We start from the raw sequence: 13,784 nt of genomic DNA, 5'->3' as shown, positions 1-13,784 counted from the left end.
ATTCGGGACCGCGAGGGCACCCATGTCTGAACACGAACTCACACAGGCGGAACTGTTCGACGTGTTCAGTAACGCTCGCAGGCGTCGAACGGTCCAGTACCTGAAACGACGCGGCGGCAGTTGCGATCTCGCGCCGCTGGTCGAACAGGTCGCTGCCTGGGAGAACGACACCGAACCGGACGACGTAACGCGGACACAGCGGCGTCGCGTGTACATCTCCCTGTACCAGACGCACCTGCCGATGCTCGAGGATCACGGGATCGTCGACTGGGATCCCGACGGCCACCGGATCGAACTCCTCCCCGACGAGGAGGTGTTCGAGCCGTACCTCGACCGACACGTCGGCGCCGAACGTCCGTGGCACCGCTACTACGCGGTCGCGACCGCAGTTGGCGCGGCGGCGTTCGTCGGAGCCTGGCTCTCCCTGGGCCCGGCGACCGCGGCCGCCGCGCCGCTCGTGGTCCTGGTCCTGTGTGTCGCCGTCCTCGTGATCTCGCTCGCACAGCACGTCTCGCGACGGCCCGAGGTACAGTTACCGTTCGGACCCGCGAGTCGATAACGAGACAGTCGTTCAGACACCTGCGGGTTCGGTGGTCGCCCTCCAACTTCTCACCGGTTCGAACCCACGGTTTCGACCCCACAGTCGACGGTGCGTTCCGATGTCGACTCCCGTGTGCGTACAGACGACCACTGACCACTCGGGTGACACGTGAGTCACGCTCGCGAGTCGCTCGAGCAGGTCAAGGTCAGCCCGATATACCGCCGAGCCAGCGGACACGAACGACGTATCCACCGACGGAAAAGCGATCCCGCACCCCACCGAAGCCGTATCGGAAACGAACGCCGCTACGCTTCGTCAGTTCCGTCCGCGGCGTCCTCAGTTACCGTCACCCAGAAGTAGGTGTCCTCGACGGCGTTGTCGTTCGTCGGCTCCGCCGGCGGTTCGCCCTCGTAGAGGAGGACGCTGATCCGGACCGTTTCACCCGGTGCCGCCGTCGGGGTCGCCTCGTACTCGCTCATCGCGGTGTCTCCCGGGGAGACGCTGCTCTCGAGTTGTCCGAGCTCCGTCCGCTCGACGACCTCGCCGTTCTCGAGGGTCTGTTGCTGGACGACGGCCGTGTACTCCGTTTGCTCGTCCTCGTGGTTCTCGATCGCGACCGTGATCGGCACCGGCTCACCGGGCGCGACCTCGTCCGGGAGGTCCCCGGCCACGAGGTCGCCGTCCTGGTTCTCGGAGTAGAGCGCCAGTTCGGCGAAACCGCCGGTCGCTGCCGGTGCGAGAAAGCCCACGAGGAGCGCGCCGACGGCAACCCCGATCGCGATCACGAGCAGCACCGAGCTAACCTGCAGACCGGAGCCGACCCGGCGGACTCGAGCGATCCGCGACGCGAGCGAGAAAGTAAACCGATCGGCTTCGGGTGTTCGAAGCCGTCGCACCGCTCCGAGTTGGGCGAACGCTACGGTAAGGACCCCGAGGGCCGCTGCGGCGGGTTCGGGCGTGACCCCCCACTCAGTGACCGCCAGGACCAACACGATCGGCGGAACGACCGCGATCGACAGCGCAAACGAGAGCCCGAGTCGCTCGACCACGTCGATCCCTCGAGGGCGAGTTTCCGCCTCGGTCGCGGCCGCCTCGCGGGCGTTGCGCGCTTCGGCCGGGAACAGCACCGAAACGAGCCCGTACCCCGGAAAGAACAGCGCGAGACCGAACGTGGCGAACAGCCGGATCTCGTTACCGGGGGGTACCGACGTCACGACGAGGTACGCTACAACGGCCGCGATCGAGACGACCGCGAGGTCGGTCGGGTACTTCCGGATGGACCCGAGCCGTGTCCGCGTCGCCGTTCGAAAGCTCATCGACGATCCCCCCGTTTTCCTCGACTCGCACGTGACTCGTCTTCGGACGGTCGTGTCATTTCGAATGTGTGGAAAGAGGTTCAACCGTTTTGTTATGACCGTACTATTGTTCGGTTCTCGGCCGACCCAGACGGTCGACGGCCTCGAAACGCACGCGACTGGAGACCGCCGACCGAGATCGATCGATCCGGCCCGGAATACGCCGCTCGAGGGCGTCTGTCGGCCGCTCGGATCGGAATCGTGGCGCCGTTTGGATGGGGATACAGGTCCCGTCAGAAGGAAGTGTGATCAGCAACGGAAACTGGGGGCCGGGGTACGAGGCCGTCAGAAGTCGACGTACTGCTCTTCCCACTCGCGGCGCTCGGCGATGCGCTGGCGACCGGCTTCCGTGATCGCGTAGTAGTTCGTCCGTCTATCGAGTTGGCCTTTCTCGACGAGCTCTTTGTTCACGAGCGTATCGAGGTTCGGGTACAGCCGACCGTGATTGATCTCGGAGCTGTAATACTTCTCGACTTCGTCTTTGACGGTCTGGCCCGACGGTCGATCCGCCCCTGCGATCACGTACAGCAGATCTCGCTGGAAGCCGGTCAGATCGTGCATTGCTCAATCACAGTGACCGTTCCACTGAGTAGATATTTGTTATCCGTATCATACAGGCTTGTTAGTGCTTCTTTCATATTTCCCTCCGGGAACTAAATGTTCGTTCCGGTGAACGAAACGGTTCCGTGATCGTCGGCCGTCTCGGGGTTGTCGTTCGGTTCGCGGTCGCGACCGCCGTTTCGTGACCTTCACGAATCCGCTGGGGCGGACCCCGATGCCGACACCAGAGAACGGGAATACCTAAATCGCGTAACAGATGCCTGCCGCGTCGAGCTGTCGGTTCCGAGAGACGAGACTGGCCGTCATTCCTCCGCCGCCGAGAGGGTAACGTCGATTCCGCCGGGGCCGACGTCGATACGGAGTCGATCGATCGTGGCCTCGTAGGCGGTGGTGTGTGAACCGTCCTCCTCGAACCTGACACACTCCGCCAGGAAGTCGCTCTCGAGCAGGTTGTTGATGCGTCGATACACCGTAGCGGAGGAGCTGTCCGTCCGCTCGGTCAATTCCTTGGCCGTTTTCGGCCCTTCGCTGGTCGCGACGAGGATAGTTCGTGCGCACTCGTCGCCGAGGACGTCGAGCTGTGCGGCGGAGTCCGGGGACGGTTCGGTTCGGGTGTTACTCGCTTGCGTAGACATCGTCGGTGTCGTTGTCGGTCAGTTCAGTTCGGCGGGTCCGTTCGCTCTCGATCGGGAGAGGGGTCGATACGGGGGCTCCGGGGTTGCCGTGGATCGTCGTCGCGCATACCACCATTACTATCCAGCGATACGACCGGTAAGCGATCGGAGTATTTTATAACGATCCACCTTATTCGGGGAAAGACCATCATTCGAAGTCGAAACATCGAGTTTCCGATCGGAAATATCGGATTTCGACGCGCTTAATCGACGGCGAACCGCGGCTCCGGAAACCGAACCCGGACCAACCCGTCTGAATTCACGTTGACAAGAGCGCGTCGCGGATCGGCCCGAACTGCCCCGCAGTGGCTCGCTAGATTCCGATCTCGGCGCTCAAACACCGTGTTTCTCGGCGCTCGCGGTCGTTCCGTGGCTGAACGGTCTCCGTCCTTTATTCGCGTCTGCTCCCCTGGGTGTACTGTGTACGACACACCGCGGGCGATACGGACGCTCGTGGCTCGATCGAACTGACCGAACCAATCGAACCAATCGGACGGTGCTCTCGTCGCCGTTCGCAATCTTCACGCTCGGAACACCCAACACCCAATACCCATCACCCATCACCTATGACACCACAACATCAAAACTGGCGACCGATGGAATCGTCGACGGCAGGGGCTCGCTGTCGAAACTGTGGCACCCACGTCACCCAGCAGTTCGCACGCGTCTTCGGCGACAACGGGGATATCGTCCACGGCTGTCCGGGCTGTACGACGTACCGGGAAATGCAGTCCGGCGGCCACCTCCCACAGGAGGAAACCGGCTGAGGCTCGAGGCGATTCGCTCGAGATAGACGTAACGGCTCGTTTTCGTTCCCGATAGTCCAATCATTTCACACATCTTATTCTGTAAAAAATACAGCAGGTTAAAGTCGGTGGTTCGCAAATAGGGCAGACGTGTACGATGGTCGGTGATGGACTGCTCGCCGAAGGCAATCGAGGAATCTCTTCCTCATAATGTCCGTCCAGACGAGTCGCTCCGGTCCGCTGGCGGAAAGCGAGGTCTTCCATATCCTCGGTAATGACCGACGGCGCGCAATCGTTCAACTGCTCGCCGAGGAGTCGGGACAGATCGACGTTTCCGACGTCGCCAACGAGATCGCCGCCACGGAGTCGGACACGACTCCGGTTCCGAACAACCTCTACAAGAGCGTCTACGTCTCGCTCCAGCAAACACATCTGCCGCAACTCGAGGAGGACGCAGTGATCGAATACGATTCGGACACCAAGACGATCCACCCCGGGCCGAACTTCGACGACGTGCTCACATACGTCGACGGCGACGACGACGATCCCTCCCGCGTCCTGCAACTCCACGTCGTCGCCTGTGTCGTCGGCCTGGGCATCATCGCGCTCTCGGGGCTGGAACTGCCGATGCTCTCGAGCCTGGATCCCGTGCTCTGGAGCGTCGTCGTACTGCTTGCGATCGGCGCGAGCAGTCTCTACCGCTTGCTCGAGTGATCCCCGGTTTGGTTCACCCGTCCACCGAACAGTAGCAGCGTCGTGGTGCCCGTCGCTCCGACTCGGATCGTTTCCCGCGACGTCCGGAGTGGCGCTCGGATCCGACGGTTTTCATCGACCCTGTCGTACGGTTTACTGGCCGTCAGTTCCGGCGCAACCGCCGCCAGGGTCGCGGTTGTGCTGGTATAACGGGGCAGCAATCCGTGTCAGTGGCGATCGACGTCCGGTCCGCTCACCGGCCGGTGCGAGTGCCTGGATAAAAAAGGACGGACCGATCAGCTGGCGAGAGCGCCGATCGCGGCTCCCGGTTCGGTTACTGCTTCATCCTCGTCGAGGTCGTCGCCGTCCTCGACGAAGAGATAGATGTCCGCCTGTTCGACCACGATGCTGAACTGCTCGTCGGTATCGAGTTCGTCGTCTTCCTCGAGGCCGTCGTCTTCGTCGTCGAGGCCGTCGTCTTCGTCAAGGTCGTCCTCGTCATCGAGGCCGTCGTCTTCGTCAAGGTCGTCCTCGTCATCGAGGCCGTCGTCTTCGTCAAGGTCGTCCTCGTCGTCGAGGCCGTCGTCCTCACCGTCGAGCCCATCCTCATCCTCGAGACCGTCTTCCCCGTCGACCGGCTCGCCAACGGCGTCGGGTTCTTCGACGTACACGAAGATCGTCGCCTGTTCGAAGATGACGTCGAGTTGTTCGTCCTCGAGGCCGTCGGTTTCCTCGATTTCTTCGCTGTCCTCGTCGTCAAGTTCGTCCTCGTCATCGAGGCCGTCGTCTTCGTTCATGTCGTCTTCATCGTCGAGCCCGTCCTCGTCGTCGAGATCGTCCTCGTCATCGAGATCGTCCTCGTCATCGAGGCCGTCTTCCTCGTCGACTGGCTCCTCAGTCGCTCCTTCGTCGTCGATATCCTCGGCGTCGACGACGATGAAGATCGTCGCGCTATCGACGGACACCCCGACGCTATCGTCCTGCTGAGCGGCGGTTCCGTCGCCGTCCTCGAGTAGTTCGGCACCCTCGAGCACCGCGAAGACGGTGGCGTCGCTGACAGTTACTTCGGTATCAGCGTCGTCCTCGACGTCTTCGGGTTCTTCTTCGTCGATTTCGTCGGGTTCCTCGTCTTCGATCTCATCCGGCTCATCGTCCTCGATCCCGTCCGACTCGTCATCTTCGACGTCGTCCGGTTCCTCTTCGTCGATTTCGTCCGGCTCGTCGTCCTGGACGTCATCGAGGCCGTCGATATCGCCGTTGAGCGCCGTCACGGTGGCCTGTTCGATCGACACGTCGAGTCCGCCCTCGGTAACCTCGAGTCCGGTCTCGTCCTCGAGTTCGTCCTCGACTGCGCCGTTCATTCCGTCGTCGTCCGACTCGTCCGTGTCGAGTTCGTCGTCATTCAACTCGTCGTCGTTGAGTTCGTCATTCTCATCGTCGATCTCGTCCTCGTTCTGGTCCTCGTTCTCGTCCTCGTCGTCGAGACTATCGTTATCATCGACACCGTCGGTGTCGTCCTCGAGGTCGCCGTCGTCGGCGTCGTCGAGTCCGTCGTCGGCGTCGATGTCGTTCACGTCATCGACCGGCATTCCGTCGCCGTGGTCGACGTACGTGAATATCGTCGCCTGTTCGATGACGACGTCGATCGAGATCTCTTCGGGAGCCTCGTCGGGTTCCTCGACGGGTTCTTCGTCGAGACCGTCCTCAGGCTCTTCGACCGGTTCCTCTTCAACCGGTTCCTCTTCGACGTCCTCGTCGGGTTCTTCAACGGGCTCTTCGTCGATATCGTCCTCAGGCTCTTCGACCGGTTCCTCTTCGACGTCCTCATCCGGTTCTTCCACCGGTTCCTCGTCGGGCTCCTCAGCCGGTTCTTCCTCGACCTGCTCGACGGTAACGTCACCGTCGTCAGTCACCGCCTCACCATCCGGCGTCAGGTACGGGATGTCCGCTTCACCCGGCTCCAGGTCCCCGTTCCCGAGGAAGTCGTACTGCTGGTTGCCGTTCGTGTCGCGGTGCGGCATCGCGATCAGCGTCTCGGACTCCTCGAGCGGTTCGTCGAGCGTGATCTCGATGTTCTCGTGGGTACCCGCCTCGAGGTACTCCGACACGCCGATGACGCTGTCGAACGGCGCGTTGGGATCGTCGAGCAGGAGGCGACTGTCGTGGATCACTACGAAGCCGCCGTTCGCCATCGTCACTTCGTCGACGACGACCACGTCGCCCTCAGTAGCCTGATCCTCGAAGGTTACGTACGCCCCTTGTTGGCCATCGTCCTCAGGTTCGTCCGGTTCGAGTTCTACTTCCTCCTCTTCGTCATCGTCTTCGTCCTCGTCACCGTCTTCTTGTGTTTGTGCAGCCTCTTCTCCTGCGTCGACGTCGGTATCGTGCTCGTCGACTGCTGCCGGTGCGCCGGCACCGGCTGCGGCGACCATCGCCCCGCTCGAGCACACCATCATCAACGCGGTGAGTACTACGAGCGCTTGGTTGCGTGCGTTCATGTTAACTGCCGTAAAGGCATGCGAAGGTCGTCGTATCGCTGCATAAACCGCTACAACGCTTTCGGGTGGAAACACCGGACTAGGCCGACCAAGCTGACGTTCGCGGGCACTCACCGCGTCCGTTCGATTCGGAAACCCGGTGTTTTGTCGCCGACTCGGGTCCTAACTATTCGTTTTGCGGCTGTTCGCGGGACTTCGAGGCAGTGGGTTCGTGGTCCGGTAAACAGACGAGATTCTCCCTGCCCAGCCGAAGCTTCGTGACCTTGCCTTCCTCCTCGAGTTCGGCCAGTAAACGGCTGACTTTCGCCTTCGACCAGTCGACGGAGTCGACGATCCGTGATTGCTTCATGCGGCCGCCGTTCTCGTTGATCAGTTGCCGAACCCGTTCCCGATCAGTTATAAACTCCTCTTGATCCGGTTCCCGGTCGTTCCCGATGGACTCCCCCTTTTCGAGACGATTGCGGATCGCGAGAAATCCCCCGAGCAAGGCGAGCCCGATGATCCCGACGGCCGCGGCGACGTGTGGCCCGCCGCCGAGCTGGAGGATCGGTTCCCGGCCGTACGATACCGGCCCGTAGGAACCGAACTCGATCCCGACGGAGAATTCGCTCGACGAGAGAGTGAGAGCGACGATACTACCCGAATGTCGGAAATGGCGTCTCATGGCATGTGAGTTGGGTGGTGGTCGCTCACTCGTCTCTGTACCGTCGTGACCGCTCTACAAAGTGTTTTTTATAATTCATTTATTGTTATTTATTCTTCTGTATCTCACAGGGAATGACAGGTATGACTATGGATCGGTTCGCCCCAGTGCCGTGTCGGTCCACCCCCGATACGATGGCGAACTCGAGCGGTGGTCGCGGTTAGCCGGGCGACGACCACGGTACGCCGACCCGGTCGTCGACGGAGAGGTGACCGCCGGGAGCCTCGTCCGGCGTGTCGTCGGTCGTCTCGTCGGTCTCATCCGACTCGTCCGGCGGCTGTTCGTCCGGATCATCGTCGTCCTCTTCCGGCGCATCGCCCGGACCGCCACACCCTGCGAGGGCGACGACGACCACGAGCGCAAGCGCCACCGCCACGACGAGTTCGCGTTCCATACCGGGGCGCAGAAGGCCGTTTGCGAAGGCCTCGAATAAACTCGGTCGGACGTTCGGGACGATTAGGTCGGATTCGATCCGGGTTCAGCGAGTAATACTGCTTTTCGCCGCCTCGAGTCGACGACGCGCGGGTGGGAACTCAGACTCCCGGGACGCCGACAGCATCGAATCCGGTAACGCCGAGCACTGCGAGGGCGTAGAGGACCACTAGTACCGAGACCCACGCGACGATCGTGATCGCCGCCGCGTCGACCCAGCCACCGGGGTACCGGGAGTTGATCACCGCCAGGTAGGAGACGAATACGAGTAACGGTCCGAGAAGCGGAATCCACCCGAGGAAAAAGCCGACGACGGCCCAGACGATGGCACCGATCAACGCGGTACCGATCGCGTACGTGTAGTTCTCCGCATCCACGATTACTTTCGCGCCCATGAAAATCCCGAGCGCGCCGATCAGCAGGCTGACGCCGAATACGATGAGACTATCGATCATATTCGGCGGTGAATCCCTCCGTACCGTTAGTTATCTCTCACGTACACGGACTGGATCACACGTTAACCGCATGGAAGCGTAAGCAATACATCATTCATCGTATTGGGGGATCGATCACGCCAACAGGGTGGGCGACCGCGGTCGCGATCGTGATCGAACGGAACAGGGGCCGACCTCACGATACCGTCGACTTTCAGCCGGTGGGATCGGTGTTTCCCCCGTCCGAGAGGACGAATTCCCCGGACCCCGATTGGGCTCCACGGCTCCCCCCGTCGACGAGCGAGTGGATACCGCCCCGGAGATCCACCCGTGACTCGAACCCGAGGTCGCGCCGGGCTTTCGATACGTCGGCCCCGCTGTGGCGAACGTCGCCCGGTCGCGGCTCCGTATGGACGATCGGCGAGGCCGAATCGGTCACCTCTTTTATCGTCTCGGCGAGTGTCCGGATCGAAGTTCGATCCCCGGTTCCGACGTTGTAGGCCTCGCCGACGGCGTCGGTCGTCGCCGCGGCGAGGTTCGCCCTGACGACGTCCGTGACGTGGACGAAGTCGCGCGTCTGCTCGCCGTCCCCCTGGATCGTGATCGGCTCGCCGGCGCTGGCTTGCTCCAGAAACGTCGAGATGACGCCGCTGTAGGGGCCTTGCTGACGTGGCCCGTAGACGTTGAAGTACCGCAGGGCGACGGTGGGCAGATCGTACAACTCCTCGTAGCGACGGGCGTACCCGTCGAGGGCGAGTTTCTGGATCCCGTAGGGAGAGGTCGGTTCGGTCGTCGCCGTCTCGGAGACCGGAAGCTCGTCGGGGTGGCCATAGATCGCCGCGCTCGAGGCGAGGACGACCCGTGCGTCCTCCCGACGGGCCTGCTCGAGCACGAGCAGGCCGGCGTCGAGGTTCGTCCGGTTGCTCTCCCAGGGCTCGTCGACGCTTTGCGTGACGGAGACGATCGCGGCCTGGTGGAAGATCAGATCGGCTCCGTCGGCGGCCCGCCGGAGCAGGTCGGGATCACCGACGTCGCCGTCGTAGACGTCGATGTCGACGTCGACGTCATCATCGTCGGGCAAGTTTCCCCGACGGCCGCTCGAGAAGTCGTCGAGCACGCGGACGTCGTTGTCCGGAGCGAGCGCGTCCACGAGGTGGCTCCCAATGAACCCGGCACCGCCGGTGACGAGTATCGTCCGGTCACGGATCGGTGGCGTAGCCATCGCCGGACCGACGTCGTGCTCGCCGTTTAGTATCCCTCGCCTATGGCTCCGTAGATGGCCTCTACGCGGAGACCGGGGCCGAACTGGCTCTCTCGAAGCGCTGACGCAGCGTCGTGGGTTCGCGTAAATGGTACCGATACCTACCACGGCCGGAAATCGACTCTCGATGGTCCCGCAAACCGAGCGTCCGGGCCCCTTGTGTCCCTACCGCCCGTCGGACACCGGTACCGGCCAATCCGCCGGCCGAAGCATGAAGAACATCCCGTCGCTGGCGTGGGTGCTGCTGTTCCTCCTGGGGTTCGGCATCGGTGAGGGCTGGAAGGTGACCCTCATCGCGCTCGGGACGTTTTTGCCGGTGTACCTCAACTTCTCGACGGGAATCCGGGACGTCGACCGGGCTCTGATCGAGGACGGGAGCGAGGACGACGAGCGGGTCGACGACCCCGTCTCCCAGGTGGGGTACGAACAGCAGGACTTCTTGCTCGAGGTTCGCGAGCGCCTCGAGCAGACGATCGTGCTCGTCACCCACGACGTCGAAGAAGCGGCCTACCTCGCGGCCCGCGTGGTCGTCCTCGACGACCAGCCCGGTTCCGTCGAGCGGGAGATCGACGTCGACATCGCCCGGCCGCGGGATCGAACCGAGGAAGCCCTCGTTCCGGTCCACGAGGCGATCGGCGACGCGGTGGGATCTGATCGCGGCGGCCGGGTCGGTCGGCACCTCAGGGATTCGTCGACCGGTCAACCGAAGCTATATGCGCCCGCCTCGACAACCGCTGGCCAATGACCGTCGATCTCGTCGTGCGGAACTGTATCGTGGTCACCCCCGCAGGCCGAACGCCGGACGCGGGCGTCGCCGTCGAGGACGGCACCATCGTCGCCGTCGGCCGAAGCGACCGGTTGCCGGACGCCGATCGCGTCGTCGATGGCGAGCGCCGTGTCCTCGTCCCCGGTATCGTCGACTGTCACATTCACAACCGCGAGCCCGGCCTCGAGTACAAGGAGGACTGGGAGTCGGCCACCCGGGCGGCCGCGGCCGGCGGCGTGACGACCGTCGTCGGGATGCCAAACACCGACCCCGTCATCGACAGCGCCGACCGCCTCGAACTGAAGTACGAGCGCGGCGAGGCCGCTGCCCACGTCGACTTCCAGAGCTACGCGGTCGTCACGAGCGAGAACCTCGACGAGATCCCGGCGCTTTCCGAGGCCGGCGTCCTCGGCTACAAGGTCTTCCTCGGTTCGACGGTCGGGGACGTGCCGCCGCCGACCGACGGGGAGATCCTCGAGGCGATGGAGCGCATCCGGGAGACGGGCAAGCGACTCGGTTTTCACGAGGAAAACGGCGAGATCATCGATTACTACACGGAGCGGTTCAAGGCCGATGGGAGGAACGATCCGATCGATCACTCCCACTCCCGGCCCGTGATCGCCGAGCAGGAGGCCGTCGAGCGGATGATCACCTTCGCCGAGGAGACCGGCGCGAAGATCCACATGTTCCACGTCTCCTCCGGATCGGCGGCCGAGGCCGTCGCCCGCGGGAAGGACCGCGGCGTGGACGTGACCGCCGAGACGACGCCCCACTACCTCTGGTTCACCGAGGAGGTCATGCGCGAGAAGGGCAACGTCGCCCGGATCCAGCCGCCGATCCGCGACGCCGACGAACGGGAGCGGCTCTGGGAGGTCGGGATCGAGGGGGGTGCGATCGACTGCTTCGCGACCGATCACGCTCCCCACACCCCCGAGGAGAAGAAGGTCGACGACCCCTTCGGGAACACCTGGGACGCGACCTCGGGCTTCGTCGGCCTCGAGACCGAGGTTCCCGTCATGCTGTCGTTCGTGAACGAGGGTCGGTTCACGCTCGAGGAGTGGGTCCGCCGCCACTCGATGCGGCCGGCACAGGTCTGGGGGATGTACCCCCAGAAGGGGTCGCTGCAGGTCGGCACCGACGCCGACTTCACCCTCGTGGACCCCGAACGGGAGTGGACGCTCGAGGACAGTTCGGAACTGCACTCGAAGAACTGTGTAACGCCGTTCGTCGGGGAGTCCTTTACGGGAAAGGCCGTTGCGACGGTGGTTCGTGGTGAGGTAGTGTACGAGGAGGGTGACGTCGTCGGCGAGAGCGGCTACGGAACTCGAGTCGAGGTAGACGACGATTCAGCGACCTGATCGACCGATACTGTCTTCCCCATCACAACTGACTCACTACGTCAGCTGGCGACAGTTATGAGCAAAATGGGGGGCATCACCGCCGAAACGAGAGGTTTGACCCGGGGGAGAAACCGATAGGCCGGATTCAATCCGCGCGGGTTTCGATGCGAGCGCTCGAGAATACCCCCTGCCGTGCGGGGCTTCCCTCGTGCAGTTCTCGTTCTCGGATCCGGTCGGCGTTCTGAACGTTCTCGAGTGACCGAATGTTCCCAGTAAGTGAGAGTAACACACACTTTATATTCACTTCACGGGCCTTCCACCGGGTGAGGGATCGACCCATGACCGCGACCGACGCTAACGTGGACGGCGACTCCGAGACGGATAGAACGGAACGACTCCGGTCGGTGTACCTCTCCGTGACCGACGGCGAGGCCGAGCCGACGGTCGAAACCCAACGCGAGGAGGCGAAGACCCGGGAGTTGCGCGAGAAACGCGCCGAGGAGGCGGTCGGTCCCGCGGAACTGCACGGCCTCGACGACGCTATCGACGATCCGGACCCGTCGAACGCCCCATCGTAAGGCTCCTTGTCGCGCCGCGTCCGTTACTCGAGGGCCAGATCCGCGCCGACCGCGTCCTCGACCGACGCGAATCCGTCCCGCTCGAGCAGCGCGGCCAGACCCCGATTGATCCGTTTCGCGGTCGACGGGCCGCCGTAGACGAACCCGGTATACAGTTGGACGAGCGACGCGCCCGCGCGGATCTTCTCGTAGGCGCTCTCGGCGGAGTCGACCCCGCCGACGCCGACGATCGGCAACTCGCCGTCGGTATGCTGGGCGATCGCCCGGATTACGGCGGTCGACCGATCCGCGATCGGCTTCCCGCTCAGTCCGCCCCACTCCTCGCGCTCGGGCGACTCGAGGCCCTCGCGGGTCGTCGAGGTGTTCGTGGCGACGACCCCGTCGACGCCCAGCTCGCGCACGATGTCGACGAGTTCGAGGATCGACTCCTCGGGCGAGTCGGGACCGATCTTCACGAGGATCGGCACGTCCGCGTCGTTTTCGGCCGCGAGCGTCTCGAAGATGCGCTCGAGATGTTCGGGCGAGGACTCGTCGAACTCCTCGGGCGTGTTGGGACAGGAGACGTTGACGACGACGTAGTCGGCGAACGGCGAGAGCCGATCGAAGACCCGCCGGTAGTCCTCGATGGCCTCGTCGGCCGTCGAGGAGTTCATCTTGCCGACGTTGACCCCGAGCGGGACCTCGGGCGTGCCGTCTTCCTCGAGGCGTTCCCTGACGCGCTCCATCCCCTGGCCGTTGAAGCCCATCCGGTTTATCATCCCCCGGTCCTCCTGCAGGCGGAACAGTCGGGGGCGATCGTTGCCCTCCTGGGGGTACGGCGTGACGGTCCCGATCTCGACGAAGCCAAAGCCCAGCGCGGCCAGCGCGTGGGTCACTTCGGCGTTCTTGTCGAACCCGGCGGCCACGCCGACGGGATTCGGGAACGTCTCACCGAACAGGTCGACCTCGAGGGCAGGGTGGTCGTAGCCGTAGGCGTACGACAGCGCCGCTCTGGTCGGCCGCGTGGACTGGGCCGCCCGGAGCGTCCGCTTGCCGAGATCGTGGGCGGTCTCGGCCGGCAGTTTGAACGCGAGCGGACGAACCCTCGAGTACAGCGTCATTGGCGGGAGATGGAGCGGCCGGATGGTAAACGTCCCGGACTGTGGTGGCGCGAGCGGCCGTCGACGTGGAGGTGGAGACTGTGGTGGCGCGAGCGGCCGTCG

The 13,784-nt window shown here is 63.6% G+C and carries 15 protein-coding genes; 6 read left to right on the top strand and 9 right to left on the bottom strand.

The window, feature by feature from the left end; genetic code table 11:
• Positions 1–22 precede the first annotated feature (22 nt).
• Complete coding sequence (locus tag BM113_RS07245) at positions 23–559, top strand: DUF7344 domain-containing protein (RefSeq protein ID WP_089786653.1); 537 nt, start codon at positions 23–25, stop codon at positions 557–559.
• Positions 560–846: 287 nt separating this feature from the next.
• On the opposite strand, the gene BM113_RS07240 is transcribed toward BM113_RS07245, so the two are convergent.
• The 3 genes from BM113_RS07240 to BM113_RS07230 all read right to left on the bottom strand — a co-directional run bounded on the left by BM113_RS07240 (position 847) and on the right by BM113_RS07230 (position 3,092).
• Positions 847–1,857, bottom strand: a complete 1,011-nt coding sequence (locus tag BM113_RS07240; protein ID WP_089786651.1) for a DUF1616 domain-containing protein — start codon at positions 1,855–1,857, stop codon at positions 847–849.
• Positions 1,858–2,181: 324 nt separating this feature from the next.
• Positions 2,182–2,457, bottom strand: coding sequence for a PadR family transcriptional regulator (locus BM113_RS07235; RefSeq protein WP_007142942.1), 276 nt, complete (start codon positions 2,455–2,457; stop codon positions 2,182–2,184).
• Between the two features lie 302 nt (positions 2,458–2,759).
• A complete protein-coding gene (locus BM113_RS07230) occupies positions 2,760–3,092 on the bottom strand; it encodes a winged helix-turn-helix domain-containing protein (RefSeq protein ID WP_089786650.1) in 333 nt (110 codons plus the stop codon).
• A gap of 635 nt (positions 3,093–3,727) precedes the next feature.
• Between BM113_RS07230 and BM113_RS22250 the strand changes: the two genes are divergently transcribed.
• Positions 3,728–3,898, top strand: a complete 171-nt coding sequence (locus tag BM113_RS22250) for a DUF7563 family protein (RefSeq protein ID WP_007142944.1) — start codon at positions 3,728–3,730, stop codon at positions 3,896–3,898.
• 189 nt (positions 3,899–4,087) lie between these two features.
• Positions 4,088–4,591 (top strand): DUF7344 domain-containing protein, encoded by a 504-nt coding sequence (locus BM113_RS07225; protein WP_089786648.1) that lies wholly within the window; start codon positions 4,088–4,090, stop codon positions 4,589–4,591.
• 275 nt (positions 4,592–4,866) lie between these two features.
• On the opposite strand, the gene BM113_RS07220 is transcribed toward BM113_RS07225, so the two are convergent.
• From BM113_RS07220 to BM113_RS07200, 5 genes are all read right to left on the bottom strand, one after another.
• Positions 4,867–7,068: a DUF7282 domain-containing protein gene (locus BM113_RS07220; protein WP_177209126.1), complete on the bottom strand. Its 2,202-nt coding sequence runs from the start codon at positions 7,066–7,068 to the stop codon at positions 4,867–4,869.
• A gap of 166 nt (positions 7,069–7,234) precedes the next feature.
• The gene (locus tag BM113_RS07215; protein WP_007142947.1) at positions 7,235–7,732 is read right to left on the bottom strand and encodes a helix-turn-helix transcriptional regulator; all 498 of its coding nucleotides are present in this window, start codon (positions 7,730–7,732) and stop codon (positions 7,235–7,237) included.
• A gap of 199 nt (positions 7,733–7,931) precedes the next feature.
• Positions 7,932–8,165 (bottom strand): hypothetical protein, encoded by a 234-nt coding sequence (locus BM113_RS07210; protein WP_089786646.1) that lies wholly within the window; start codon positions 8,163–8,165, stop codon positions 7,932–7,934.
• 139 nt (positions 8,166–8,304) lie between these two features.
• The gene (locus tag BM113_RS07205; protein ID WP_089786644.1) at positions 8,305–8,658 is read right to left on the bottom strand and encodes a hypothetical protein; all 354 of its coding nucleotides are present in this window, start codon (positions 8,656–8,658) and stop codon (positions 8,305–8,307) included.
• A gap of 193 nt (positions 8,659–8,851) precedes the next feature.
• Positions 8,852–9,859, bottom strand: a complete 1,008-nt coding sequence (locus tag BM113_RS07200; RefSeq protein WP_089786642.1) for an NAD-dependent epimerase/dehydratase family protein — start codon at positions 9,857–9,859, stop codon at positions 8,852–8,854.
• Between the two features lie 250 nt (positions 9,860–10,109).
• Between BM113_RS07200 and BM113_RS07195 the strand changes: the two genes are divergently transcribed.
• The 3 genes from BM113_RS07195 (at position 10,110) to BM113_RS07185 (ending at position 12,582) form a co-directional block, all read left to right on the top strand.
• Positions 10,110–10,643 (top strand): hypothetical protein, encoded by a 534-nt coding sequence (locus BM113_RS07195; protein WP_245758000.1) that lies wholly within the window; start codon positions 10,110–10,112, stop codon positions 10,641–10,643.
• Positions 10,640–12,022 carry an allantoinase AllB gene (gene allB, locus BM113_RS07190; RefSeq protein WP_089786640.1) on the top strand — a complete coding sequence of 461 codons (1,383 nt, stop codon included), beginning with the start codon at positions 10,640–10,642 and terminating at the stop codon, positions 12,020–12,022. The genes BM113_RS07195 and allB overlap by 4 nt, the downstream gene beginning before the upstream one ends.
• 320 nt (positions 12,023–12,342) lie before the next feature.
• The gene (locus BM113_RS07185; protein ID WP_089786638.1) at positions 12,343–12,582 is read left to right on the top strand and encodes a hypothetical protein; all 240 of its coding nucleotides are present in this window, start codon (positions 12,343–12,345) and stop codon (positions 12,580–12,582) included.
• Between the two features lie 23 nt (positions 12,583–12,605).
• On the opposite strand, the gene BM113_RS07180 is transcribed toward BM113_RS07185, so the two are convergent.
• The gene (locus BM113_RS07180; protein WP_089786637.1) at positions 12,606–13,682 is read right to left on the bottom strand and encodes a quinone-dependent dihydroorotate dehydrogenase; all 1,077 of its coding nucleotides are present in this window, start codon (positions 13,680–13,682) and stop codon (positions 12,606–12,608) included.
• Between the last annotated feature and the right edge of the window lie 102 nt (positions 13,683–13,784).

This window comes from Natronobacterium haloterrestre (assembly GCF_900112205.1).
Classification (GTDB): domain Archaea; phylum Halobacteriota; class Halobacteria; order Halobacteriales; family Natrialbaceae; genus Natronobacterium; species Natronobacterium haloterrestre.
This window is presented reverse-complemented; position numbering and strand designations above follow the sequence as displayed.

Bases quoted from the DNA above. Each gene is read 5' to 3' on its own strand.
- BM113_RS07200 (WP_089786642.1), bottom strand. From the start codon at position 9,859: ATGGCTACGCCACCGATCCGTGACCGGACGATACTCGTCACCGGCGGT.
- BM113_RS07230 (WP_089786650.1), bottom strand. From the start codon at position 3,092: ATGTCTACGCAAGCGAGTAACACCCGAACCGAACCGTCCCCGGACTCC.
- BM113_RS07240 (WP_089786651.1), bottom strand. From the start codon at position 1,857: ATGAGCTTTCGAACGGCGACGCGGACACGGCTCGGGTCCATCCGGAAG.
- BM113_RS07185 (WP_089786638.1), top strand. From the start codon at position 12,343: ATGACCGCGACCGACGCTAACGTGGACGGCGACTCCGAGACGGATAGA.
- BM113_RS07220 (WP_177209126.1), bottom strand. From the start codon at position 7,068: ATGAACGCACGCAACCAAGCGCTCGTAGTACTCACCGCGTTGATGATG.
- BM113_RS07235 (WP_007142942.1), bottom strand. From the start codon at position 2,457: ATGCACGATCTGACCGGCTTCCAGCGAGATCTGCTGTACGTGATCGCA.
- BM113_RS07245 (WP_089786653.1), top strand. From the start codon at position 23: ATGTCTGAACACGAACTCACACAGGCGGAACTGTTCGACGTGTTCAGT.
- BM113_RS07180 (WP_089786637.1), bottom strand. From the start codon at position 13,682: ATGACGCTGTACTCGAGGGTTCGTCCGCTCGCGTTCAAACTGCCGGCC.
- BM113_RS07225 (WP_089786648.1), top strand. From the start codon at position 4,088: ATGTCCGTCCAGACGAGTCGCTCCGGTCCGCTGGCGGAAAGCGAGGTC.
- BM113_RS07215 (WP_007142947.1), bottom strand. From the start codon at position 7,732: ATGAGACGCCATTTCCGACATTCGGGTAGTATCGTCGCTCTCACTCTC.
- BM113_RS22250 (WP_007142944.1), top strand. From the start codon at position 3,728: ATGGAATCGTCGACGGCAGGGGCTCGCTGTCGAAACTGTGGCACCCAC.
- BM113_RS07205 (WP_089786644.1), bottom strand. From the start codon at position 8,658: ATGATCGATAGTCTCATCGTATTCGGCGTCAGCCTGCTGATCGGCGCG.
- BM113_RS07210 (WP_089786646.1), bottom strand. From the start codon at position 8,165: ATGGAACGCGAACTCGTCGTGGCGGTGGCGCTTGCGCTCGTGGTCGTC.
- allB (WP_089786640.1), top strand. From the start codon at position 10,640: ATGACCGTCGATCTCGTCGTGCGGAACTGTATCGTGGTCACCCCCGCA.
- BM113_RS07195 (WP_245758000.1), top strand. From the start codon at position 10,110: ATGAAGAACATCCCGTCGCTGGCGTGGGTGCTGCTGTTCCTCCTGGGG.